The organism is Claveliimonas bilis, assembly GCF_030296775.1.
In the GTDB taxonomy this organism is placed as follows: domain Bacteria; phylum Bacillota; class Clostridia; order Lachnospirales; family Lachnospiraceae; genus Claveliimonas; species Claveliimonas bilis.
Genome location: NZ_AP027742.1, coordinates 1,936,194 through 1,957,706, shown reverse-complemented (window position 1 = coordinate 1,957,706; position 21,513 = coordinate 1,936,194). Strand labels below are relative to the sequence as shown.

Below are 21,513 nucleotides of genomic sequence, written 5' to 3'. Positions count from 1 at the left end.
TAAGATGAAAATAATTGGAATTACCGGTGGAATCGGAACAGGAAAAAGTCTTGTATTGGATTATCTGAAAGAATCCTATGGAGCGGTCTGCTGTCAGGCAGACGAAGTGGCAAAGCGCCTGCAGAGAAAGGGAACGAAATGCTATAAAAGGATTGTAGAGCATTTCGGAGAAGGGATCCTGGACGAGGAAGGCAGGCTGAATCGATCTCGCCTTGCCGGGATTGTTTTTTCAAATCCTGCAGAACTCCGGATCCTTAATGAAATCGTCCATCCGGCGGTCAAAGAAAAAATAAAAGAACAGATCCGCCGGGAAGAGAAAAAGGAAAGTCCTGTGTTTGTGCTTGAGGCGGCTCTTCTTATTGAAGACCATTATGATGCTTTTTGCGATGAACTATGGTACATTTATACGGATGATGAAACGAGGAAAAAGCGTCTGATCGCATCCAGAGGATATGATGAGAAGAAGATTCAGGGGATCTTTTCTTCCCAGCTTCCCTCATCTGTCTTTTTTGAGCATTGTGACCGGGCGATTGATAATTGCAACTCCTTTGAGGAAGCATGCCAGCAGATTGATGATATTATGACGCAATTAGGCCTGAAAAAGGGATAGCATTGGCGTATACTGATGCAAAAAACCAAAATTAGGAGAAGAGAATATGAGATTATGCAGCATAGCAAGCGGAAGCAGCGGAAACTGTATTTATGTGGGGAGCGATCATACCCACCTGCTTGTGGATACAGGAATCAGCAAAAAACGGATTGATGAAGGATTACATACACTGGGAATGAAGGGTGAAGAGCTCTCTGGCATTTTGATCACGCATGAACATTCCGATCATATACAAGGGCTGGGGGTTTTCAGCCGTAAATATGGTATTCCGGTGTATGCAACGAAAGGAACACTAAAGGGGATACGGGAATACAAAAGCCTGGGGAAGATGCCGGACGGGCTCCTTCATGAAATTGAAATTGATACCGATTTTCTTCTGGGAGATCTGACCATTCATCCGTTTGCAATTTCTCATGATGCTTATGAACCATCCGGATACCGGATCGCATGTGGCAAACGGTCTGTGGCTGTGGCTACTGATCTGGGCGTTTATGATGATTATACAGTAGACAATCTGAAAGGACTGGACGCTGTGCTTTTGGAGGCAAATCATGATATCCATATGCTGGAGGTCGGGCCTTACCCCTATCCACTGAAACGAAGGGTTATGGGGGAAAAGGGCCATTTATCCAACGAAGTGTCCGGAAGACTTTTGTGTGATATTCTCCACGACAATCTAAAACAGGTCGTTTTGGGGCATTTAAGCAAGGAAAATAATTACGCAGAGCTGGCTTATGAAACGGTGAAGCTTGAAGTGACCGTGGGGGACAACCCATACAGGGGAGAAGACATTCCTTTAATGGTAGCCAGACGGGATGCGGTCTCTGATATTGTTACTGTTTAAAATTATGAAATTGAGAGGAATAAAATGATATGGGAAAAGTGGCGGTAATTACAGACAGCAACAGCGGTATTACACAAAAAGAAGCAAAAGAACTGGGGATCAGAGTACTTCCTATGCCGTTTTATATTGACGGTGAGGTCTATTATGAAGATATTACTCTGACACAGAAAGAATTTTATGAGAGGCTGACAGATGATGCAGATATTTCCACTTCACAGCCGGCGCCGGCTGATGTGATGGAATTATGGGAGGAAGCCCTGCAGGAAGCGGATGAGGTGATATATATTCCTATGTCCAGCGGTCTTTCCGGTTCTTGCCAGACGGCAATGATGCTGGCGTAAGATTTTGATGGAAAAGTTTTTGTGGTAAATAACCAGCGTATTTCTATTACACAGAGACAGTCAGTTCTGGATGCATTAGAGATGGCGGCGGACGGAATGAGCGGAAAAGAGATCTATGATGTTCTTATGCGGGAAAAGCTGGAAGCCAGCATTTATATTACAGTGGATACACTGAAATATCTGAAAAAGGGCGGAAGGATCACTCCGGCGGCAGCGGCTCTTGGCACAGTGCTCAACTTAAAGCCGGTACTTACGATCCAGGGAGAAAAACTGGATGCTTTTTCCAAAGTCAGAGGAATGAAGGCTGCAAAAAAGGTTATGATGAAAGCCATGGAAAAAGATATTACAGAAAGATTTAAAGGGCATAAAGTCTGCCTGCAGGCAGCTCACACCTGTGAAGCGGAAGTGGCAGAGCAATGGAAAAGAGAGTTGGAAGAGCATTTTCCGGGATACGACATCCACATGGATGCTCTGTCGCTGAGTGTATCCTGCCATATCGGTCCCGGATCTTTGGCTGTTGCCTGCACCAGAGTGGTAGAACGATAACCAGGAAGAGAGTATTTTACGGGCAAATGTAAAAAGCAGCAGCTTATATGAGAACAAGCTGCTGCTGATATTCATGAATAAATGGAAGACGGAATTTTTCGGTTATGACAGATTCGTAAAGATTAGATGCGAAAATTTCATTTTCCAGCATTTTTTTTGCGGACATATCAAGATTTTCCTGCTGCGTCAGCTTTGTGATGAGGGGGATCTCGGTATGTCTTTTTAAATGTTTCAGAAGAGGAGCAGCGTCTTTGCGGAAGCCAAGAATGCGGGCATAGCCGCAGTCGTCATGGTGCCGGTACAGTTCCATATCTTCCTTTTTTATATGAAGAAGAATGTGGAACAGGGCTCTGCTGATTCTTGTATAAGTGACCTCTCTTGTTTTGAGAAGATCACAGAATTGATCGAAAGTGACAAAATCATTCAGTCTGTTTAAGATCCGGTTGGCAAGATCCGGGGTGACATCTGCATACTGTGTCAGGCTTTCTTTTGTTTCACACATCAGCTGATACTTCAAAAGAAGAGAAAAATCATTGGCGTATACAGGATATCTTGTCCGATGTGTTTCCTCCAGCATGCGAATACAGGCGGAAGGGACCTGGCCTTCCAGGCGGGTCAGGGCATCGGAAAGAGGGGGCTCATCATACAGCCGTTCTCCTTCCAGATGGATGGCGTTGCTGGCGTGCCACAAAAGCCGGCGGATAGCGGAGGCGGAGCTGTAATTTTCAGAAAGCTCCTCATCGTGATAGCCGGATACGCGGCGTTTGATGGTATAAACCGCCATACCGCTTTTGCGGCGCATCAGCGCTTTGATGTATTCAATGCCAAGGATATTGTTGGGTTCAGACAGGATAAGATCAATTTCTTCATCTTTTGTATAACGTTTCAGGGCATTTTGTCTGGCTTTGGGATAAGAAAGCCCATTTTTCAATTCCTCCTGAAGAAAGGCGCGGTATTCGGCAGGTTCGTCAGCGGTAATGGAAGCAATCCTCTCCAGAATGTTGAGATCACCACACTCGCTTCCGAAGCAGATGGCATCAATGCAGCCCAGTTTTTCCAAAATGGAGATAGCGCCTTCAGCAAAATATTCTGCACTGCCGCAGGCATAACATACCGGGAGTTCCAAAACAAGGGGGACGCCTGCTTCCAGAGCAACCTCGGCTCGGATATGTTTCGGCATAATGGCCGGTGCACCTCTTTGCACATAATTTCCGCTCATAACGGCAATAACAGCGTCGGCTCCGGTAATTTCTTTTGTCTTTTGCAGATGGTACAAATGTCCATTGTGAAAGGGGTTATATTCTGTGATTAATCCGACAATTTTCATGAAAATCTCCTTGTATATCTTTCTGGAATTGATTATACTATATTAGAATATTTCCGGCAACGGACAAAAGAGGAAAGGAGGGTACGTTTCAATGGAAGAAAAAGAAATGTATGAAAAGGAATACGAAGAGCGGGAAGAGCTGACAGAAGAACGTATCCTCGAAATGCTGGAGGAGCGTCGGTTTAAGGAGCTTAAAGAAGAGCTGGAAAATAATATGTATCCGGTGGATCTGGCGGATCTGATGGAAGATTTCAACCAGAAACAGCTGGTGATGGTATTCCGGCTTCTGGCCAAGGAAGAGGCGGCAGAAACTTTTACCTATATGGACAGCGACTTAAGAGAAATGCTTATCAATGGCCTGACAGATTCCGAGCTGGAAGAAGTTATGGAAGAAATGTATCTGGATGATACCGTTGACGTCCTGGAGGAGATGCCGGCCAATGTAGTAGACCGTCTTTTGATGGCAACAGATGAAGAGAAGCGTCAGCAGATCAACCAGCTTCTTCAATATCCGGAGGACAGTGCCGGAAGCGTAATGAATGTAGAGTATATTGCGCTTAGAAGAGAGATGACGGTGGCAGAGTCCATTTTGAAGATACGGCAGGTGGGATTGAATAAAGAGACGATATACACTTGCTATGTCACAGAAAAAAGAAAGCTGATCGGTGTTGTGGATGTCAAGGAACTTTTGACGACCAGTGAGTCCAAGACGATTGAAGAGATCATGGATACTAATATGCTCTACGCCCATACTACAGACGACCAGGAAGATGTTGCCAACATCATTACGAAATACGGACTGATTGCCCTTCCAATCGTAGATCATGAGATGTGCATGGTTGGTATTGTAACAGTAGACGACGCAATGGAAGTCCTGCAGGAGGAAACGACAGAGGACATCAGCATCATGGCCGGTGTCAGTCCCAATGATGAGTCCTATTTCGGTACAACAGTACTGGAGCATGTGAAAAGCCGTCTCCCCTGGCTTTTGTTCCTGATGCTTTCTGCAACGGTGACGCAGATGATCATGAATCACTATGAGAGCGCCCTGGCTGTGATGCCGCAGTTGGCAGGCTTCATTCCTATGCTGATGGGAACTGGTGGAAACTGCGGATCACAGAGTTCAACTTTGATGATACGAGGACTGGCTGTAGGAGAAATCGAGTTCGGAGATCTGTTTAAAGTGATCTTTAAAGAAGTTCGTGTTGCAGTTTTGATCAGTTTGATCTTATCTACGGTAAACGGCATACGCATTCTTATTATGGGGCAGGGAGATATCCTGGTGGCGCTTACTATTGGTATGACGATGGCGTGCACGATTATTTTAGCTAAAATTGTCGGTTGTACGTTACCGCTTGTGGCAAAAAAAGTCGGTCTGGATCCGGCGATCATGGCGACGCCTCTGATCTCCACGCTGGTGGATATCAGCACAGTTACTGTTTATTTTGCTATTGTCAGCGCTGTGTTTAAAATATAGCTGCCAGACAGCTGCAAAAGGCTGAAATTGTACGGAAAAAGAGACATTTGATTCCCAAAAGAGACCTTGTTTGTAAGGTCTCTTTGTATTATAATAAAAATAGTGAGAAAAAATGGAAAGGAGTCTTTAAATCATGGGATTTATAGATGAAATCAAAGCAAAGGCAAAAGCCGACAAAAAGACAATTGTGCTTCCGGAATCCGAGGATATCCGTACTTATGAAGCTGCACAGGCTGTATTAAAAGAGGGAATTGCAGATGTTGTCATTGTCGGGAGCGAAGAGGAAGTTGCAAAGAATAAAGGAAACTTCGATATCAGCGGAGCAAAGATCGTAGATCCTGCAAAAAGTGAGAAAACAGAAAGCTATATTGCAAAACTTGTAGAACTTCGTCAGAAAAAAGGAATGACAGAGGAACAGGCAAGAGAAATCCTTCTGACAAATTATCTGTACTACGGCGTTATGATGGTAAAAATGCAGGATGCAGACGGAATGGTTTCCGGAGCATGCCATTCTACAGCAGATACCCTGCGGCCGTGTCTGCAGATTCTTAAAACAAAACCGGGAACAAAGCTGGTATCTGCTTTCTTTGTTATGTGCGTTCCGGACTGTGAGTTTGGAGAGGACGGAGTATTTGTATTCGGTGACTGCGGGCTGAACCAGAATCCAACGCCGGAAGAGCTGGCTGCTATTGCAGAGTCTTCTGCAGAATCTTTCCGCATGCTGGTGGGAAAAGAGCCAAAAGTTGCACTCCTTAGTCATTCTTCCAAAGGAAGCGCAAAACATGCAGATGTTGATAAGGTGACAGAGGCAGTGCGAATCGCAAAAGAGGCAAATCCGGATCTTGAGCTTGACGGAGAACTTCAGCTGGATGCTGCAATTGTTCCGAGTGTAGGAGAATCCAAAGCTCCGGGCAGCAAAGTGGCAGGACATGCCAACGTATTGATCTTCCCTGATCTTGATGCCGGAAATATCGGCTATAAATTAGTGCAGAGACTTGCAAAGGCAGAAGCATACGGACCAATGACACAGGGAATTGCAGCGCCGGTTAATGACCTTTCCCGCGGATGCTCTGCTGATGATATTGTGGGTGTGGTTGCGATTACAGCAGTACAGGCACAGAATCAATAAGACGAGGAAAACAGGATAAAAATAATAATTCCGGAGGAAAAAGAAATGAATGTATTAGTAGTAAACTGTGGAAGTTCTTCTCTGAAATTTCAGCTTATTAACTATGATAACAGAGATGTTATGGCAAAAGGAATCTGCGAACGTATCGGAATTGACGGACGCCTTGTGTATGAGCCAAAGGGAGGAGAAAAAGAAGTAACAGAGGCAGCAATGCCGGATCATACAACAGCGATCCAGATGGTGCTGGACGCTCTTGTAAATGAAAAATCCGGCGTTGTAAAATCATTAAGTGAAATTGATGCCATCGGTCACCGTGTACTTCACGGAGGAATGAAGATCACAAATTCTGTTATTATCGACGAGGAAGTGATCAAGGTTATTGAAGAGTGCGCGGATCTTGGACCTCTTCACAATCCTGCAAACCTTATGGGAATCAATGCATGTATGAAGCTGATGTCGGGCGTTCCTAATGTGGCTGTATTTGACACCGCATTTCATCAGACAATGCCGCCAAAAGCTTATATGTATGGAATCCCGAAAGAATATTATGAGAAATATGCGATCCGTAAATACGGCTTCCATGGAACTTCTCACAAATATGTTTCCAAGAGAACAGCAGATTTTCTTGGAAAAGATATCAAGGATCTTAAGATCATCGTATGCCACATGGGCAACGGAGCATCTTTGTCCGCAGTAAAAGACGGCAAATGTGTGGATACATCCATGGGACTGACACCTTTGGAAGGTGTGATCATGGGAACACGTTCCGGAGATATTGATCCTGCTTTTGTTGAGTACCTTTGCAACAAGGAAAACCTTTCCGTATCCGAAGTACTGAACATTTTAAATAAGAAATCCGGTATGCTTGGAATGACAGGAATCTCCAGCGATTATCGTGACGTGGCTGCAGCTGCAGAAGAAGGAAATCAGGATGCCATCAACTGTCTGGAAGCATATGCTTACCGTATTATCAAATATATCGGCTCCTATATTGCAGCTATGGGCGGAGTAGATGTGATCACATTTACAGCAGGTCTGGGAGAAAACGCAATTCCGCTGCGTAAGACAATCTGTGAAGCTTTCGGATATATGGGACTGGTATTTGATGATGAGGCAAATAACTGCCGCGGCAAGGAAATGATCATTACCAAACCGGAATCCAAGATTATGGCTTGTGTCATTCCTACAAATGAGGAAATTGCGATCTGTGAAGAAACAGTAGAACTCGTACAGAAAAGCCTTGACAAATAAGAACAGAAAAGATATACTTTAAAAAGTGTGGTTAGGAGAACGTCATGCTGATAGAATTAACGAAACTCCTGGAACAGGATGGGAAGACCATTCGCCGGGAAGCGCATCTTGAACTGGAAGATATCCGAATATTCGGGAATCCGTATAAGCTTCAGGAATTGGAGCCGATACAATTGGAAATCACGAATCTGGGAAAGAAAGTAATCCGGATTACAGGAAGTGCAAAAGTGAGAACTATCATTCCATGTGACAGATGTCTGGAAGATGTCCCCTATGTGTTCGAACTCAATTTTGAGCGGGAAGCGGATATGAAGCTTACGGAAGAAGAGCGGAAGGGATCAGATGAGGAATACAATTTCCTGGAAGAAATGTGCATCAATACAGACACGCTGATACAAAACGAGCTTCTGATCAACTGGCCGATTCGAGTGCTGTGCCAAGAGGACTGTAAAGGAATCTGCAGCAATTGTGGTGCTAATCTGAATCATGGTGAATGTGGCTGTGACAGACAGGTATTAGACCCGCGAATGGCAGCCTTTAGCGATATATTCAGCAAGTTTAAGGAGGTGTAAAGTATGTCCATCTGTCCAAAGAATAAATCATCCAAAGCTAGAAGAGATAAAAGAAGAGCAAACTGGAAAATGAGCGCACCAAATCTGGTAAAATGCAGCAAATGCGGCGAACTGATGATGCCTCATAGAGTGTGCAAAGCATGCGGATCTTACAATAAGAAGGAGATCATTGCTCAGGATTAATTGGAGAAATTGGAAGTAAGGAGATTCTGTTGTTTCAGGATCTCCTTTTTCATTTAACAGGAAACGAAGTTTCCTGTTAAATAAAACGCTCCGCGGGATGCGCACTCGCGCAAATGGAAATTTGCCGCTAAAGCGACCGCGCTCGGCGCGGGAGTTCCTTAAGGAGGTAAGAGAGATGATTTATACGGTGACATTTAATCCTTCCCTGGATTATGTGGTCGGATTGGACAAATTTATCCCGGGGACGGTGAACCGGGCAGCCAGCGAGCATATTTATCCGGGAGGAAAAGGAATCAATGTTTCGGTTATGCTTTCCCACTTGGGATACGAGAGCCGGATCCTGGGATTTTCAGCGGGATTTACCGGGAGAAGCCTGCAGGATATGCTGAAGTATCACGGCTGTCCTCCGGACTTCATAGAGGTGAAAGAGGGACAGACAAGAATCAATGTAAAGCTGAATGCCGGGGAAGAGACAGAGATTAACGGACAGGGTCCGACGATCACAGGTCAGGATATGGAAAAGCTCTACCAAAAACTGGATATTCTTCAGAGGGGAGACTGGCTGGTCCTTGCCGGCAGCATTCCAGGATCAGTGCCCCGTGATGTGTATGAGAGGATCATAGAAAGACTGTACAAAAAGGGTGTCCATTGTATTGTGGATGCAGAAAAAGAGCTTTTGATGGATGTTCTGAAATATAAGCCATTTCTTATAAAGCCAAATCATCACGAACTGGAAGAAATGTTTGGAAAAGAACTGAAAACACAGGAAGAAATTATTAGACATGCCAGATTGCTCCAGGAAATGGGGGCGGTCAATGTACTGGTTTCTATGGATGCAGAGGGGGCAGTTCTGGCGACAGGATCAGGAGAGATTTATCAGAGGAACGCCCCGAAGGGAAGAGTGGTAAACTCTGTTGGCGCCGGAGATTCCATGGTTGCCGGATTTCTGGCAGGGTATCTGCAGACAGGAGATTATGAAAAAGCGCTTGAACTGGGCGTTGCTGCCGGAAGCGCGACCGCTTTTACAAGCTGGCTGGCAAAAAAAGAAGAAATTTACGCCCTTCCTGCAAAAGAAATGACGCCGGCCTGATGGCCGGCGCCGAGAGAGCGTTATTCATAGATTCCGTTTACTGTAACAGTAAAAACGGCGTCTTTTCCATTTAGCTCCTCATTGCCGTAATCATCCGGGAAGGTTACCTGTACTTCTACCGTATCCCCGGGATGGGAGCCGATCAGCTGATCTTCAAAATCGTCAATATAGTCGCCGGAACCGATCACCAGATCTGTTCCGTTTCCGTCTGTGCTTCCCCCTTCAAATTCAACGCCGTCCACAGTGCCGACGTAGTCAATATTGACAGTGTCCCCATCTTCAACAGTCAAAGAAGTATCCGTCTGGTAAGTTTCAGACTGCTCTTCGGTCTGCTGGTTTTCTGACTGCTGGGTATCTGAAGAAGAATCATCATTTTCTGACCGGAGCGCATCCCATATGATGACAGCGGCCAAAATCACAATGGCCAGTATGGGGACAGCGATTTTGAGAATATTTTTTACACGTGCCCTGTGGGCTTTTCTTGCACGTTCGCGGGCTCTTCGTTCCTGAGCCATTTTCCGGTTTTCTTTTTTCATGTCTGTAGTACTCCTTTGTTTTTTCTGCTGATATTATACAGAAAAAGTGTGGCGCAAATGTGAAATCCCGGAAAATTGTCAGAGGACAAAGGCGAGGTGCTTTGACGGAAGAGAAGAAAAACAATATTGATTTTTATTACAATGTCTAGTAGAATGATTCTAGTAGCGTTGGAGGAGATAAAAATGGCAGAATTGACAAAAATAGCACTGGATGCCATGGGAGGGGATAATGCCCCGGAAGAAATGGTAAAAGGTGCAGTTGATGCAGTTGGAAGAGAAAAATCTATCAAAGTATTTCTGGTAGGACAGGAAGATGTCATAAAGAAAGAGCTGGAAAAATATACTTACAGTTCTCAGCAGATAGAAATTGTCCATGCTTCAGAAGTGATAGAGACTGCGGAACCGCCGGTGAACGCGATCCGCAAAAAGAAAGATTCCTCAATCGTAGTGGGAATGAAGATGGTAAAAAACGGAGAGGCAGACGCCTTTGTTTCTGCAGGAAGCTCCGGTGCTGTGCTTGTAGGAGGACAGACCATTGTCGGCAGGATCAAAGGAGTGGAAAGACCTCCGCTGGCGCCGTTGATCCCTACAGAGAAAGGGGTGTCTCTTCTGATTGACTGTGGAGCCAATGTAGATGCAAGACCCTCACATCTGGTACAGTTTGCCAAGATGGGTTCTATTTATATGGAACACGTTATGGGAGTAAGAAATCCCAAAGTGGCAATTGTGAACATTGGAGCTGAGGAAGAGAAGGGAAATGCACTTGTCAAAGAAACATTTCCGCTTCTGAAAGAGGCAGATGGGATTAACTTTACCGGAAGTATTGAGGCAAGGGAAATTCCTCATGGACAGGCAGATGTCATTGTATGTGAAGCATTTGCAGGGAATATTATTCTGAAGCTTTTTGAAGGAGTAGGCGCAGTGCTCATCAGCAAGGTAAAAGAGGGGATGATGACAAGTCTGAGAAGCAAGATCGGCGCGCTGCTTGTAAAACCGGCTCTGAAAGAGACGTTGAAAGGATTTGATACAAGCGAATATGGCGGGGCGCCACTGCTTGGGCTGAAAGGTCTTGTGGTGAAGACACATGGAAGTTCTACGGCAAAAGAGGTTTCCAATTCGATCATTCAATGCCTTACCTTCAAGGAACAGCGAATCAACGAAAAGATTCAGGAGTGTATTCAGGCGGATCAGGGGTCCGATGAATAGATATTAAGCAACAAAAAGGAGATGAAAGCTATGGAATTTGAAAAATTACAGGAAATCGTTTCAGATGTTCTGAACGTAAACAAAGATGAAATTACAATGGAGTCTACCTTTGTAGATGATCTGGGAGCGGATTCCCTGGATATTTTCCAGATTATTATGGGAATTGAAGAAGCATTTGATATCGAGATCGACAACGATGATGCAGAGAAGATCGTAACTGTAGGGGATGCAGTAGAGCAGATTAAAAACGCAACTAACTAGGCGGAAAAAGGAAAAGCCCAGGTTTGGGCTTTTTCCTTTTATGAGGAAAAATATGAATCATAAAGTAAAAGAATTGAAAGAATTGCAGGAAAAAATTAAATACCATTTTCAAGATCCGCAGATCCTTCGGCAGGCAATGATACATAGCTCCTATGCCAATGAAAATCATCTTCAGAAATATGAGTGTAACGAGAGGCTGGAATTTCTGGGTGATGCGGTCCTGGAACTTGTATCAAGTGAATTTTTGTTTCATGAGGATAAGAAGATGCCGGAAGGCGAGCTGACTAAAACAAGAGCCAGCATGGTCTGTGAACAGGCTCTGGCGTTCTGCGCACGTCAGATCGGTCTGGGAGATTATCTTTTGCTGGGCAAAGGAGAGGACGCCACCGGAGGAAGGAAGAGAGATTCGATTACATCGGATGCTCTGGAGGCTCTTATAGGCGCAATTTATATGGATGGTGGTTTTGCTAATGCAAAAGAGTTTATCCATCGGGTTGTTTTAAATGATCTGGAGCATAAAAAACTCTTTTATGATAGCAAGACTATCCTGCAGGAAATCGTGCAGGCTAATTTTCAGGATCCTGTGGAATACCGATTGCTGGGAGAAGAAGGTCCGGATCATGATAAATCATTCCGGGTCATGGTGTATATAGGAGAGCAGGCATTCGGCCAGGGAAAAGGAAGGGCCAAGAAGGCGGCGGAACAGGAGGCGGCCTACCAGACGATCCTTATGCTGCATAAGAAGAATATAAAGTAGGTGTTACATGTATTTAAAGAGCATTGAAGTGCAGGGATTTAAGTCCTTTGCCAATAAGATTGTATTCGATTTTCATAATGGGATTACAGGTATTGTAGGGCCAAACGGCAGCGGAAAGAGCAATGTGGCTGACGCAGTGCGCTGGGTGCTTGGCGAGCAGCGCGTAAAGCAGCTGCGTGGCGGAAACATGCAGGATGTGATCTTTTCCGGGACAGAGAACCGTAAACCGCTAAGCTATGCTTCAGTTGCCATCACTTTAGATAATTCAGATCATCAGCTTGCTGTTGATTTTGAGGAAGTGACGGTTACAAGAAAACTGTATCGTTCCGGAGAAAGCGAATATCTTCTGAACGGATCGACATGCCGGCTGAAAGATATCAATGAGCTTTTTTATGATACCGGGATTGGAAAAGAAGGCTATTCCATTATCGGACAGGGACAGATTGACAAGATCTTAAGCGGAAAACCGGAGGAGCGAAGAGAACTTTTTGATGAAGCGGCCGGGATTGTCAAATTTAAAAGGCGGAAAAATATGTCGGTCAAAAAGCTGGAGGATGAAAGGGCAAACCTTCTCCGGGTGAATGATATTCTTGCGGAATTGGAAAAGCAGATCGGACCTTTGAAGCGTCAGTCGGAAACAGCCAGGGAATATCTGAATAAAAAGGAAGAGCTGAAAACATTTGATATCAACATGTTTCTGCTGGAGACAGAACGACTGAAAGAGCAGATTCAGCAGATCCAGCAAAATTTAGACACTGCAAAAGAAGAGCTTAAGGTGGCCGGAACTTCGTACGATGATATGAAAGAGGAATACGAGGCGATTGAAAAGCAGGTAGATGAGATTGATGCGGCGATTGAAAAATCAAAAGGCCAGCTGAATGAAACAAATCTTCTGAAACAGCAGCTGGAAAACCAGATCGAGCTTCTGAAAGAACAGATCAACAGTGCAAAAATGTCAGATGAACATTACGGCCAGCGTTTTCATGCTATTCAGATTGAAATAGGGGAAAGAACCCGCCAGCTGGAAGAGTTTCAGCGGGAAAAGGACGCAATTTCCGGAGAGCTGAAGGAAAAAAGAAAATCAGAGGAAGAGGCAGGGCAAGCACTGATACATGTACAGAGCAGGATTGCCGCTCTTACCGATGAAATTGAAAAGAATAAAAACGATATTATAGAGATTCTGAATAACCGCGCTTCAACCCGGGCGAAAATACAGCGCTATGATACGATGATGGAACAGATCCAGGTGCAGAAATCCCAGATGCACAAGCGGCTCATCTCATCAGAAAGCGAAGCGGCGCTCCAGATACAGAATAAGAAGGAGCATGAAGAGAAGTTAAAAGAAATCTCCGACCATATCAGGACTCTTGAGGAAGAGAGCAGGGGACATGAGCAGCGGATTGAAATACTGCAAAAAGAGCTTGCCGGGCAGACAGAGAAACTCCGGATCGGGCAGACCGCCTATCACCGTGAGGAGTCACGCCTGGAATCTCTGAAAAATATTACCGAGCGGTATGATGGGTATGGAAACAGCATCCGCAAGGTTATGGAGCATAAGGAACAGGAACAGGGACTTCTTGGGGTGGTAGCGGATATTATTAAAGTAGAAAAGGCATATGAAGTGGCGGTTGAGACTGCACTTGGAGGCAGTATTCAGAATATTGTCACTGACAGTGAGGAAACTGCCAAGAAAATGATTGCCTTTTTAAAGAAAAACCGGTTTGGACGGGCAACATTCCTCCCTCTGACCAGCGTCAGTTCAGGACAGAGATTTTCACGGCCTGAGGCATTGAAAGAACCGGGAGTGATCGGACTTGCCAGCAGCCTTGTACAGGTGGAAGAAAAGTACCGGGGAATTGCAGACCATCTGCTTGGAAGGACTATCGTGGTGGATACTATTGATCATGGGATCGCCATTGCAAGAAAATATCATCAGAGTCTTAGGCTTGTTACGACAGAAGGGGAACTTTTAAGTCCGGGAGGGTCCATGACAGGAGGGGCGTTCCGGAATTCCAGCAATCTTTTGAGCAGGCGCCGGGAGATTGAAGAATTTGAAAAAACCGTGAAGCAGCTGAAAAAGGAAATGGAGGAAATGGAACAGTACTGCGAGGCACTGCGAAAAGAAAGAGCAGTCTGTTATGCAGCTGTAGATGAAATCCAGCAGAAGCTTCAGAAGGCTTATGTGATTGAAAATACAGAAAAGATGAATCTGGATCAGGCAGAAAACCGAATCCGGATACTTAGAGAGACTTCGGAGAGCGTCCGGCGGGAAACAGACGAACTGGATCAGCAGATTACAGATATCAGCAATAATCAGGAGTCTATTACGGTAGAACTGGATACGTCTACCAGTCTGGAAGAGGAGCTTACAAGAAAAACGGAAAAAGCACAGGAACAGCTTGAAGCAGTAAAGGAAGAAGAGACAAGGTGCCAGAAAATCTCGGAGGAAGTACATCTGGCATATGCCTCTCTGGAACAGAAAAATACATTTATACTGGAAAATATTGAACGTATTCAGGAGGAAATTGCAAAGTTCGAAGAAGAGAAAAGCGGACTTGGCGAGAGTAAGGAAGATACGTCCAGAGAAATTCGGGAAAAGGAAGAGCAGATTGCAGATATCCGTAAAACAATAGAAGATTCCAAAGAACTTTTTGAAGAAATTGAAGAACAGATACGAGCGGATGTCCTCCAAAGGGATGAGCTGAACAGACAGCATAAGACCTTTCTTAGCAAAAGGGAAGAACTTTCCAGACATATGTCAGACCTGGATAAAGAAATTTTCCGTCTGGAAAGCCGAAAGGAAGATTATGAACAGTCTTCAGAGAGACAGATCAATTATATGTGGGAAGAATATGAAATCACCTACAATCATGCACTGGAACTTAGAGATAAGAATCTGACAGATCTTGCCTTTATGAAAAAGAGGATACAGACGCTGAAAAATGAGATCCGTGCACTTGGTTCTGTTAATGTCAACGCGATCGAGGATTACAAAAATGTATCAGAGCGGTACGAATTTCTCAAAGGCCAGCACGATGATCTGACGACAGCAGAAGCAACCTTAGAAAAGATCATTGCAGAGCTGGATGAGGCAATGCGCAGACAGTTTACCGAACAGTTCGGCAGGATTGCCGCAGAGTTTGATAAAGTATTTAAAGAGCTGTTTGGCGGAGGGAAAGGTACGCTGGAATTGATGGAAGATGAAGATATTCTGGAGGCGGGAATTAAGATCATTGCACAACCGCCGGGCAAGAAGCTGCAAAATATGATGCAGTTATCGGGAGGGGAAAAGGCTCTGACGGCAATTTCGCTTCTGTTTGCAATACAGAATCTGAAACCGTCACCCTTCTGCCTGTTGGATGAAATTGAAGCAGCGCTGGATGATTCTAACGTGACCCGATTTGCAAAATATCTTCATAAGCTGACAAAGAATACACAGTTTATTGTGATTACCCACCGCCGTGGAACAATGACAGCAGCGGACCGTCTGTATGGAATCACCATGCAGGAAAAGGGCGTCTCTACTATGGTTTCAGTCAGTCTTCTTGAAAATGAGCTGGCAGAGATGGAGAAACAGCATAAGGCGGGATAAAAGGGAAAAGGAGGAAAGAAATGGCAGAGGAAAAGGGATTTTTTAAACGGCTGGTATCCGGGCTTGCCAAGACAAGAGAAAATATCGTATCCGGGATGGACAGTATATTTCATGGCTTTTCCCATATTGATGAGGATTTCTATGAAGAATTAGAGGAAGTTCTGATTATGGGTGATCTGGGCGTACAGGCCACAGAAGAAATTCTGGATGATCTGCGAGCCAAAGTTAAAGAGCGCCACATTAAAGAACCGCAGGAATGCCGACAGATTTTAATTGACAGTATTAAGGAACAGATGGATGTAGGAGAGACTGCCTATGAGTTTGAGGAAAAGACTTCCGTAGTTATGGTGGTAGGAGTTAATGGAGTGGGAAAGACCACTACCATAGGAAAACTGGCAGGAAAGCTCCGGGCACAGAATAAGAAAGTTGTGCTGGCTGCCGCCGATACTTTTCGTGCAGCGGCTGGAGAACAGCTGAAAGAATGGGCAAACCGTGCCCAGGCAGAGCTGATCGGAGGCCAGGAAGGATCTGATCCGGCGGCAGTTGTCTATGACGCTGTTCAGGCAGCGAAGGCAAGACATGCGGATGTGCTTCTTTGCGATACGGCAGGACGGCTTCACAACAAGAAAAATCTGATGGAAGAGCTGCGCAAGATGAACCGCATTGTAGATCGGGAATATCCGGAAGCATTTCGTGAGACTTTGGTGGTTCTGGACGCCACGACCGGACAGAATGCACTTCAGCAGGCCAGAGAGTTCAAAGAAGTAGCTGATATTACCGGAATTATTCTCACAAAAATGGACGGCACTGCCAAAGGCGGCATTGCAGTGGCTATTCAGGCGGAGCTTGGTATCCCTGTAAAATATATCGGAGTGGGAGAAACGATTGAGGATCTTCAGAAATTTGACGCTGATACTTTTGTAGACGCGCTTTTTGCATCACCAAATGACAATGAATAAAGAAAGGCAGGAGAGAAAAATGGAAAAACTGACACTGGAAAATTTTGAGCAGGCAAGCGAACTGGTAAAAAAGGTAACTCTTCCTACAGAGCTGGTGTACAGCGAGTATTTAAGCCGGCAGACAGGCGGCAGGATTTACCTGAAGCCGGAAAATATGCAGTATACCGGGGCTTATAAAGTGAGAGGTGCTTATTATAAGATCAGTACAATGTCGGAAGAGGAAAGAGAGAGGGGCCTGATTACAGCTTCTGCCGGAAATCACGCACAGGGTGTTGCTTTTGCAGCACAGAAATTCGGCTGCAGGGCAACCATTGTAATGCCGACAGTAACGCCGCTTATCAAGGTAAACCGGACCAAGAGTTATGGCGCAGAGGTGGTACTCCATGGGGATGTCTATGATGATGCCTGCGCATATGCACTGAAGTTGGCAGAGGAAGAAGGACTGACATTCGTTCATCCGTTCGATGATCTTGAAGTAGCAACAGGACAGGGGACGATTGCTATGGAGATCATCCAGGAACTTCCTACAGTAGATTATATTCTGGTACCTGTAGGCGGGGGCGGACTCATCACTGGTGTATCTACTCTTGCAAAAATGCTGAATCCCAAGATCAAAGTGATCGGCGTTGAGCCTGCAGCTGCAGCAAGCCTGAAGGCGGCGCTGGAAGCAGGTGAGCCGGTAACGCTGCCAAGCGCTAATACTATTGCAGATGGCACGGCTGTTAAGCGTGTGGGAGAAAAAGTATTTCCATATATACAGGAAAATGTAGATGACATCATTACAGTAGAGGACGATGAGCTGATCGGCGCATTTCTCGATATGGTGGAAAATCATAAGATGATCGTGGAAAATTCCGGCCTGCTCACAGTTGCAGCCTTAAAGAAAATGGATCTTAAGAACAAAAAGGCGGTGTCTGTTTTGAGCGGCGGTAACATGGATGTGATTACTATGTCCTCTATCGTCCAGCATGGACTTATCCAGAGAGACAGAATTTTCTCTATCTCTGTTCTGCTTCCGGATAAGCCGGGAGAACTGGTGAATGTGGCGACAGCCGTTGCAAATGCCCAGGGAAATGTTATTAAATTGGAGCATAATCAGTTTGTCAGCACAAACCGTAATGCCGCAGTAGAACTTCGTATCACATTAGAGGCTTTTGGTACAGAACATAAGCGTGAGATTATCAAAGCGCTGGAAGATGTAGGATACAGTCCGAAGGAGATTGGAGCAAAATTATATTAAGTGGCAAAAGCCTGGGTGCAGGAGCCTACATCCAGGCCGCAGCATATAAGAGAGCACTCTGAAGTGACAAGAAATCAGGAAGATTTTGTTACTTCAGAGTGTTTTTGCTTGACTTTAAATGTATGATTGTATACAATTATACAAGAATATTCTGGAGGAGAGATGAAAAATGGAAGACAGGAAGGTTTATTTGGACAGACATACGAATTTGCTACAGCTGGAAGAGCACATGTATCCCCTTGTAGATGTGGAGAAACCCAATGTGTTCAGAAATCTGTTCCATTATGATGAGATACCGAAAATTGCATTTAATGACAGGATTGTGCCCCACAGTATGCCGGAAGAGATCTGGATCACAGATACAACCTTCCGGGACGGACAGCAGTCCCGGGCGCCTTACAGTACAAAACAGATTGTAGATATTTACGATTATTTTCACAGACTGGGAGGCCCAAACGGAAAGATCCGGCAGTGTGAGTTCTTTTTGTACAGTAAGAAGGACAGAGATGCCGTGTATCAGTGTATGGAAAAAGGATACAAATTTCCGGAGATCACAAGCTGGATCCGGGCCAGTAAGAAAGATTTTGAGCTGGTAAAGGAAATCGGCATGAAAGAAACGGGAATCCTTGTAAGCTGTTCGGATTATCACATTTTTTACAAGCTGAAAATGACAAGAAAGCAGGCGATGGAGCACTATCTTTCTGTCATAAGAGAATGTCTGGAGACAGGAGTCAGTCCCAGGTGCCATTTAGAGGACATTACCAGATCAGACATTTATGGATTTGTGATCCCGTTTTGTCTGGAACTTATGAATCTGATGGAAGAGTATCAGATTCCGGTCAAGATCAGAGTCTGTGATACCATGGGATATGGAGTGAATTACCCGGGGGCTGTGATTCCAAGATCGATCCCGGGCATTATCTACGGACTTAGAGTTCATGCAGGGGTACCCAGTGAACTGATTGAATTTCACGGGCACAATGACTTTTATAAGGCAGTCAGCAATTCTTCTACAGCGTGGCTGTACGGAGCAAGTGCAGTCAACTGTTCTCTCTTTGGAATCGGGGAGAGAACCGGCAATACGCCTCTGGAGGCAATGGTATTTGAATATGCCCAGCTTAGAGGAACACTGGATGGTATGGACACGACAGTGATCACTGAGCTTGCTGAATATTATGAGAAGGAAATCGGTTACCACATTCCTTCCCGAACACCTTTTGTAGGGAAAAATTTTAATGTAACCCGAGCCGGGATCCATGCAGACGGACTTCTGAAAAATGAAGAGATCTATAATGTGTTTGATACAGATAAATTCCTGAACCGTCCGCCTCTTGTGGCAGTATCCAATACATCCGGACTGGCAGGAATCGCCCACTGGATCAATACATATTTCCACTTGCCGGAGGCAAAGCAGGTAGATAAAAATTCAGAAGTTGTGGCTATGGTAAAAACATGGGTGGATCAGGAATATGAAAGCGGCCGTGTTACTGTATTGACAGACGAAGAACTTTTGAAGGTAATTGATGATGCATGCCGGAAGACAGGAACTACTCTGACTGCACAGGAGGAATAAAGATGGAGGAATATCAGGATCAGTCTCTTAGGGGGAGAGTGTTCCGAAGGCTTAGAAATGACATTTTATCAGGAGTTTACAAGGAACACGATGAGCTGCGCGAGACTACCATAGGCGAAGAGCTGGGGGTCAGCAGAACTCCGGTCCGGGAGGCGCTCCGCCAGCTGGAACTGGAAGGACTTGTAACGATTGTTCCAAATAAAGGTGCTTATGTGACAGGGATTTCCAAAAAAGATGTGCATGATATTTATAAGATCCGTTCCATGCTGGAAGGGATGTGTGCCAGGTGGGCGACAAGATATATTACGCCGGAACAGATTGGAGAGCTGGAAGAAGTTATCCTTCTGTCAGAATTTCATTTGAAACGGAAAAATGAAGAGAAGGCAGTGCAGGTATCTGAACTGGACGGAAAATTTCACAAGGTCTTGTATGAGGCTTCCAATAGTCGTATACTGGAACATGTATTATCTGATTTTCACAAATATGTACAAATGGCCCGTACACATTCCGTGGAATCCAGGGAACGTGCAGAAAAATCTATCGAGGAGCACAGGGCCATTCTGGAAGCCATCAAAGGGAAAGACGAAGATCAGGCAGAAAGACTTGCCAATGCTCATGTAATGAAAGCGATGGAAAATCTTCATATTGAAGAATAGCTGACAGAAGAGCAGTGGAGATGGGAAAGCAAATGTAAACCAGAAAGAAGAAAAGGAGAATACAAAAAATGGAAAAAATCAAAATGACCACCCCTATTGTAGAGATGGATGGAGATGAGATGACAAGGATTCTCTGGAAAATGATCAAGGAGAATCTTTTGGAACCATTTATTGAACTGAACACCGAGTATTATGATCTGGGTCTTGAGCACCGCAATGAAACAAATGATCAGGTGACTGTGGATTCTGCCAACGCGACAAAAAAATATAAAGTTGCCGTAAAGTGTGCGACAATCACACCTAATGCAGCGCGTATGAAGGAATATGATCTGAAGGAAATGTGGAAAAGTCCTAACGGAACCATTCGTGCAATCCTGGACGGCACTGTATTCAGAGCACCTATTGTTGTAAAGGGGATTGAACCCTGTGTGAAAAATTGGAAGAAACCGATCACCATCGCAAGACATGCTTATGGTGACGTCTATAAAGGGGCAGAGATGAAGATTCCGGGAGCCGGAAAAGTAGAGCTTGTGTATACAGCAGAAGATGGAAGCGAGACAAGAGAGCTTGTACATAACTTTACCGGTGCAGGTATTGTACAGGGAATGCACAATATCGATGATTCTATCGCAAGTTTTGCAAGGAGCTGTTTTAGTTATGCGCTGGACACTCATCAGGATCTCTGGTTTGCGACAAAAGATACAATTTCCAAAAAATATGACCATACATTTAAAGATATTTTTCAGGAAATTTATGAGAAAGAATTTGAATCAAAATTCAAGGAAGAAGGCATTGAATATTTCTACACTCTGATCGATGATGCTGTGGCACGTGTAATGAAATCAGAAGGCGGCTATATCTGGGCCTGCAAAAACTATGACGGTGATGTCATGAGCGATATGGTATCTTCTGCATTTGGTTCCCTTGCTATGATGACCTCTGTTCTCGTATCCCCGGAAGGCTATTATGAGTACGAGGCAGCACATGGAACAGTACAGCGTCATTACTATAAGCACCTGAAAGGTGAGGAAACTTCTACAAATTCTGTGGCAACTATCTTTGCATGGACAGGAGCGCTTCGCAAGAGAGGTGAACTGGACGGAAATAAAGAACTTCAGGATTTTGCAGATAAATTGGAAAAAGCCACTATCGATACGATCGAGGAAGGCAAAATGACAAAAGACCTGGCACTCATTACAACAATAGAAAATCCGACTGTACTCAACAGCGAAAACTTCATTAAAGCAATTGCCGAGAAGCTGGCATAAAAGCAATCTGGGACGTAACAAAGTTTAACTTTGTTACGTCCCAGATTGCTTTTAGTGGTGGGTAAAACTGCGCAAAACCCCGGGTATTTTTACAT

General features: G+C 44.7%; 19 protein-coding genes and 1 pseudogene. 18 read left to right on the top strand and 2 right to left on the bottom strand.

From position 1 onward, the window contains the following. The first annotated feature begins 4 nt into the window (after positions 1-4). The 3 genes and pseudogenes from coaE to R2J37_RS09655 all read left to right on the top strand — a co-directional run bounded on the left by coaE (position 5) and on the right by R2J37_RS09655 (position 2,341). On the top strand, positions 5-610 hold the full coding sequence (gene coaE / locus R2J37_RS09665; protein ID WP_230105962.1) for a dephospho-CoA kinase: 606 nt from the start codon (positions 5-7) through the stop codon (positions 608-610). A gap of 46 nt (positions 611-656) precedes the next feature. Beyond that, positions 657-1,454 carry an MBL fold metallo-hydrolase gene (locus R2J37_RS09660; RefSeq protein WP_230105963.1) on the top strand — a complete coding sequence of 266 codons (798 nt, stop codon included), beginning with the start codon at positions 657-659 and terminating at the stop codon, positions 1,452-1,454. A 29-nt stretch (positions 1,455-1,483) separates the two neighbouring features. Then, positions 1,484-2,341: pseudogene (locus R2J37_RS09655) on the top strand (DegV family protein). Between the two features lie 43 nt (positions 2,342-2,384). Here the strand turns inward: R2J37_RS09655 and R2J37_RS09650 are convergent. Beyond that, entirely contained in the window at positions 2,385-3,668 is a 1,284-nt protein-coding gene (locus R2J37_RS09650) for a nucleotidyltransferase (RefSeq protein WP_230105965.1), read from the bottom strand. Positions 3,669-3,807: 139 nt separating this feature from the next. On the opposite strand from R2J37_RS09650, the gene mgtE reads away from it, so the two are divergent. The 6 genes from mgtE (at position 3,808) to pfkB (ending at position 9,370) form a co-directional block, all read left to right on the top strand. Further along, positions 3,808-5,145 (top strand): magnesium transporter, encoded by a 1,338-nt coding sequence (mgtE, locus tag R2J37_RS09645; protein WP_416386686.1) that lies wholly within the window; start codon positions 3,808-3,810, stop codon positions 5,143-5,145. Positions 5,146-5,278: 133 nt separating this feature from the next. Next, entirely contained in the window at positions 5,279-6,274 is a 996-nt protein-coding gene (pta, locus tag R2J37_RS09640; protein WP_230105967.1) for a phosphate acetyltransferase, read from the top strand. 45 nt (positions 6,275-6,319) lie between these two features. Then, positions 6,320-7,525 (top strand): acetate kinase, encoded by a 1,206-nt coding sequence (locus R2J37_RS09635; RefSeq protein WP_316264764.1) that lies wholly within the window; start codon positions 6,320-6,322, stop codon positions 7,523-7,525. 44 nt (positions 7,526-7,569) lie between these two features. Then, the gene (locus tag R2J37_RS09630; RefSeq protein WP_230105969.1) at positions 7,570-8,097 is read left to right on the top strand and encodes a YceD family protein; all 528 of its coding nucleotides are present in this window, start codon (positions 7,570-7,572) and stop codon (positions 8,095-8,097) included. Positions 8,098-8,100: 3 nt separating this feature from the next. After that, positions 8,101-8,280 (top strand): 50S ribosomal protein L32, encoded by a 180-nt coding sequence (gene rpmF / locus R2J37_RS09625; RefSeq protein ID WP_005332600.1) that lies wholly within the window; start codon positions 8,101-8,103, stop codon positions 8,278-8,280. Between the two features lie 175 nt (positions 8,281-8,455). After that, positions 8,456-9,370 carry a 1-phosphofructokinase gene (pfkB, locus tag R2J37_RS09620; protein ID WP_316264757.1) on the top strand — a complete coding sequence of 305 codons (915 nt, stop codon included), beginning with the start codon at positions 8,456-8,458 and terminating at the stop codon, positions 9,368-9,370. A gap of 20 nt (positions 9,371-9,390) precedes the next feature. Here the strand turns inward: pfkB and R2J37_RS09615 are convergent, their stop codons facing one another. Then, complete coding sequence (locus tag R2J37_RS09615; protein ID WP_316264755.1) at positions 9,391-9,906, bottom strand: FKBP-type peptidyl-prolyl cis-trans isomerase; 516 nt, start codon at positions 9,904-9,906, stop codon at positions 9,391-9,393. A gap of 183 nt (positions 9,907-10,089) precedes the next feature. Between R2J37_RS09615 and plsX the strand changes: the two genes are divergently transcribed. From plsX to R2J37_RS09570, 9 genes are all read left to right on the top strand, one after another. Then, the gene (gene plsX, locus R2J37_RS09610) at positions 10,090-11,112 is read left to right on the top strand and encodes a phosphate acyltransferase PlsX (RefSeq protein WP_316264753.1); all 1,023 of its coding nucleotides are present in this window, start codon (positions 10,090-10,092) and stop codon (positions 11,110-11,112) included. Between the two features lie 30 nt (positions 11,113-11,142). After that, entirely contained in the window at positions 11,143-11,373 is a 231-nt protein-coding gene (gene acpP, locus R2J37_RS09605; protein WP_230105973.1) for an acyl carrier protein, read from the top strand. Between the two features lie 52 nt (positions 11,374-11,425). Continuing rightward, positions 11,426-12,130, top strand: coding sequence for a ribonuclease III (rnc, locus tag R2J37_RS09600; RefSeq protein WP_230105974.1), 705 nt, complete (start codon positions 11,426-11,428; stop codon positions 12,128-12,130). Between the two features lie 7 nt (positions 12,131-12,137). Then, on the top strand, positions 12,138-15,722 hold the full coding sequence (smc, locus tag R2J37_RS09595; RefSeq protein WP_316264750.1) for a chromosome segregation protein SMC: 3,585 nt from the start codon (positions 12,138-12,140) through the stop codon (positions 15,720-15,722). A gap of 20 nt (positions 15,723-15,742) precedes the next feature. Continuing rightward, the gene (ftsY, locus tag R2J37_RS09590) at positions 15,743-16,681 is read left to right on the top strand and encodes a signal recognition particle-docking protein FtsY (RefSeq protein WP_230105976.1); all 939 of its coding nucleotides are present in this window, start codon (positions 15,743-15,745) and stop codon (positions 16,679-16,681) included. A 19-nt stretch (positions 16,682-16,700) separates the two neighbouring features. Continuing rightward, positions 16,701-17,921, top strand: a complete 1,221-nt coding sequence (ilvA, locus tag R2J37_RS09585; RefSeq protein WP_230105977.1) for a threonine ammonia-lyase — start codon at positions 16,701-16,703, stop codon at positions 17,919-17,921. A gap of 169 nt (positions 17,922-18,090) precedes the next feature. Then, the gene (locus tag R2J37_RS09580; RefSeq protein ID WP_230105978.1) at positions 18,091-19,494 is read left to right on the top strand and encodes a hydroxymethylglutaryl-CoA lyase-like TIM-barrel protein; all 1,404 of its coding nucleotides are present in this window, start codon (positions 18,091-18,093) and stop codon (positions 19,492-19,494) included. 2 nt (positions 19,495-19,496) lie between these two features. Further along, complete coding sequence (locus R2J37_RS09575; RefSeq protein ID WP_230105979.1) at positions 19,497-20,150, top strand: GntR family transcriptional regulator; 654 nt, start codon at positions 19,497-19,499, stop codon at positions 20,148-20,150. 68 nt (positions 20,151-20,218) lie between these two features. After that, the gene (locus R2J37_RS09570; RefSeq protein WP_230105980.1) at positions 20,219-21,418 is read left to right on the top strand and encodes an NADP-dependent isocitrate dehydrogenase; all 1,200 of its coding nucleotides are present in this window, start codon (positions 20,219-20,221) and stop codon (positions 21,416-21,418) included. Positions 21,419-21,513 lie beyond the last annotated feature (95 nt).

Bases quoted from the DNA above. Each gene is read 5' to 3' on its own strand.
- pfkB (WP_316264757.1), top strand. From the start codon at position 8,456: ATGATTTATACGGTGACATTTAATCCTTCCCTGGATTATGTGGTCGGA.
- ftsY (WP_230105976.1), top strand. From the start codon at position 15,743: ATGGCAGAGGAAAAGGGATTTTTTAAACGGCTGGTATCCGGGCTTGCC.
- R2J37_RS09650 (WP_230105965.1), bottom strand. From the start codon at position 3,668: ATGAAAATTGTCGGATTAATCACAGAATATAACCCCTTTCACAATGGA.
- smc (WP_316264750.1), top strand. From the start codon at position 12,138: ATGTATTTAAAGAGCATTGAAGTGCAGGGATTTAAGTCCTTTGCCAAT.
- coaE (WP_230105962.1), top strand. From the start codon at position 5: ATGAAAATAATTGGAATTACCGGTGGAATCGGAACAGGAAAAAGTCTT.
- R2J37_RS09570 (WP_230105980.1), top strand. From the start codon at position 20,219: ATGGAAAAAATCAAAATGACCACCCCTATTGTAGAGATGGATGGAGAT.
- R2J37_RS09615 (WP_316264755.1), bottom strand. From the start codon at position 9,906: ATGAAAAAAGAAAACCGGAAAATGGCTCAGGAACGAAGAGCCCGCGAA.
- ilvA (WP_230105977.1), top strand. From the start codon at position 16,701: ATGGAAAAACTGACACTGGAAAATTTTGAGCAGGCAAGCGAACTGGTA.
- R2J37_RS09580 (WP_230105978.1), top strand. From the start codon at position 18,091: ATGGAAGACAGGAAGGTTTATTTGGACAGACATACGAATTTGCTACAG.
- rnc (WP_230105974.1), top strand. From the start codon at position 11,426: ATGAATCATAAAGTAAAAGAATTGAAAGAATTGCAGGAAAAAATTAAA.
- rpmF (WP_005332600.1), top strand. From the start codon at position 8,101: ATGTCCATCTGTCCAAAGAATAAATCATCCAAAGCTAGAAGAGATAAA.
- R2J37_RS09575 (WP_230105979.1), top strand. From the start codon at position 19,497: ATGGAGGAATATCAGGATCAGTCTCTTAGGGGGAGAGTGTTCCGAAGG.
- R2J37_RS09635 (WP_316264764.1), top strand. From the start codon at position 6,320: ATGAATGTATTAGTAGTAAACTGTGGAAGTTCTTCTCTGAAATTTCAG.
- R2J37_RS09660 (WP_230105963.1), top strand. From the start codon at position 657: ATGAGATTATGCAGCATAGCAAGCGGAAGCAGCGGAAACTGTATTTAT.
- R2J37_RS09630 (WP_230105969.1), top strand. From the start codon at position 7,570: ATGCTGATAGAATTAACGAAACTCCTGGAACAGGATGGGAAGACCATT.
- plsX (WP_316264753.1), top strand. From the start codon at position 10,090: ATGGCAGAATTGACAAAAATAGCACTGGATGCCATGGGAGGGGATAAT.
- pta (WP_230105967.1), top strand. From the start codon at position 5,279: ATGGGATTTATAGATGAAATCAAAGCAAAGGCAAAAGCCGACAAAAAG.
- acpP (WP_230105973.1), top strand. From the start codon at position 11,143: ATGGAATTTGAAAAATTACAGGAAATCGTTTCAGATGTTCTGAACGTA.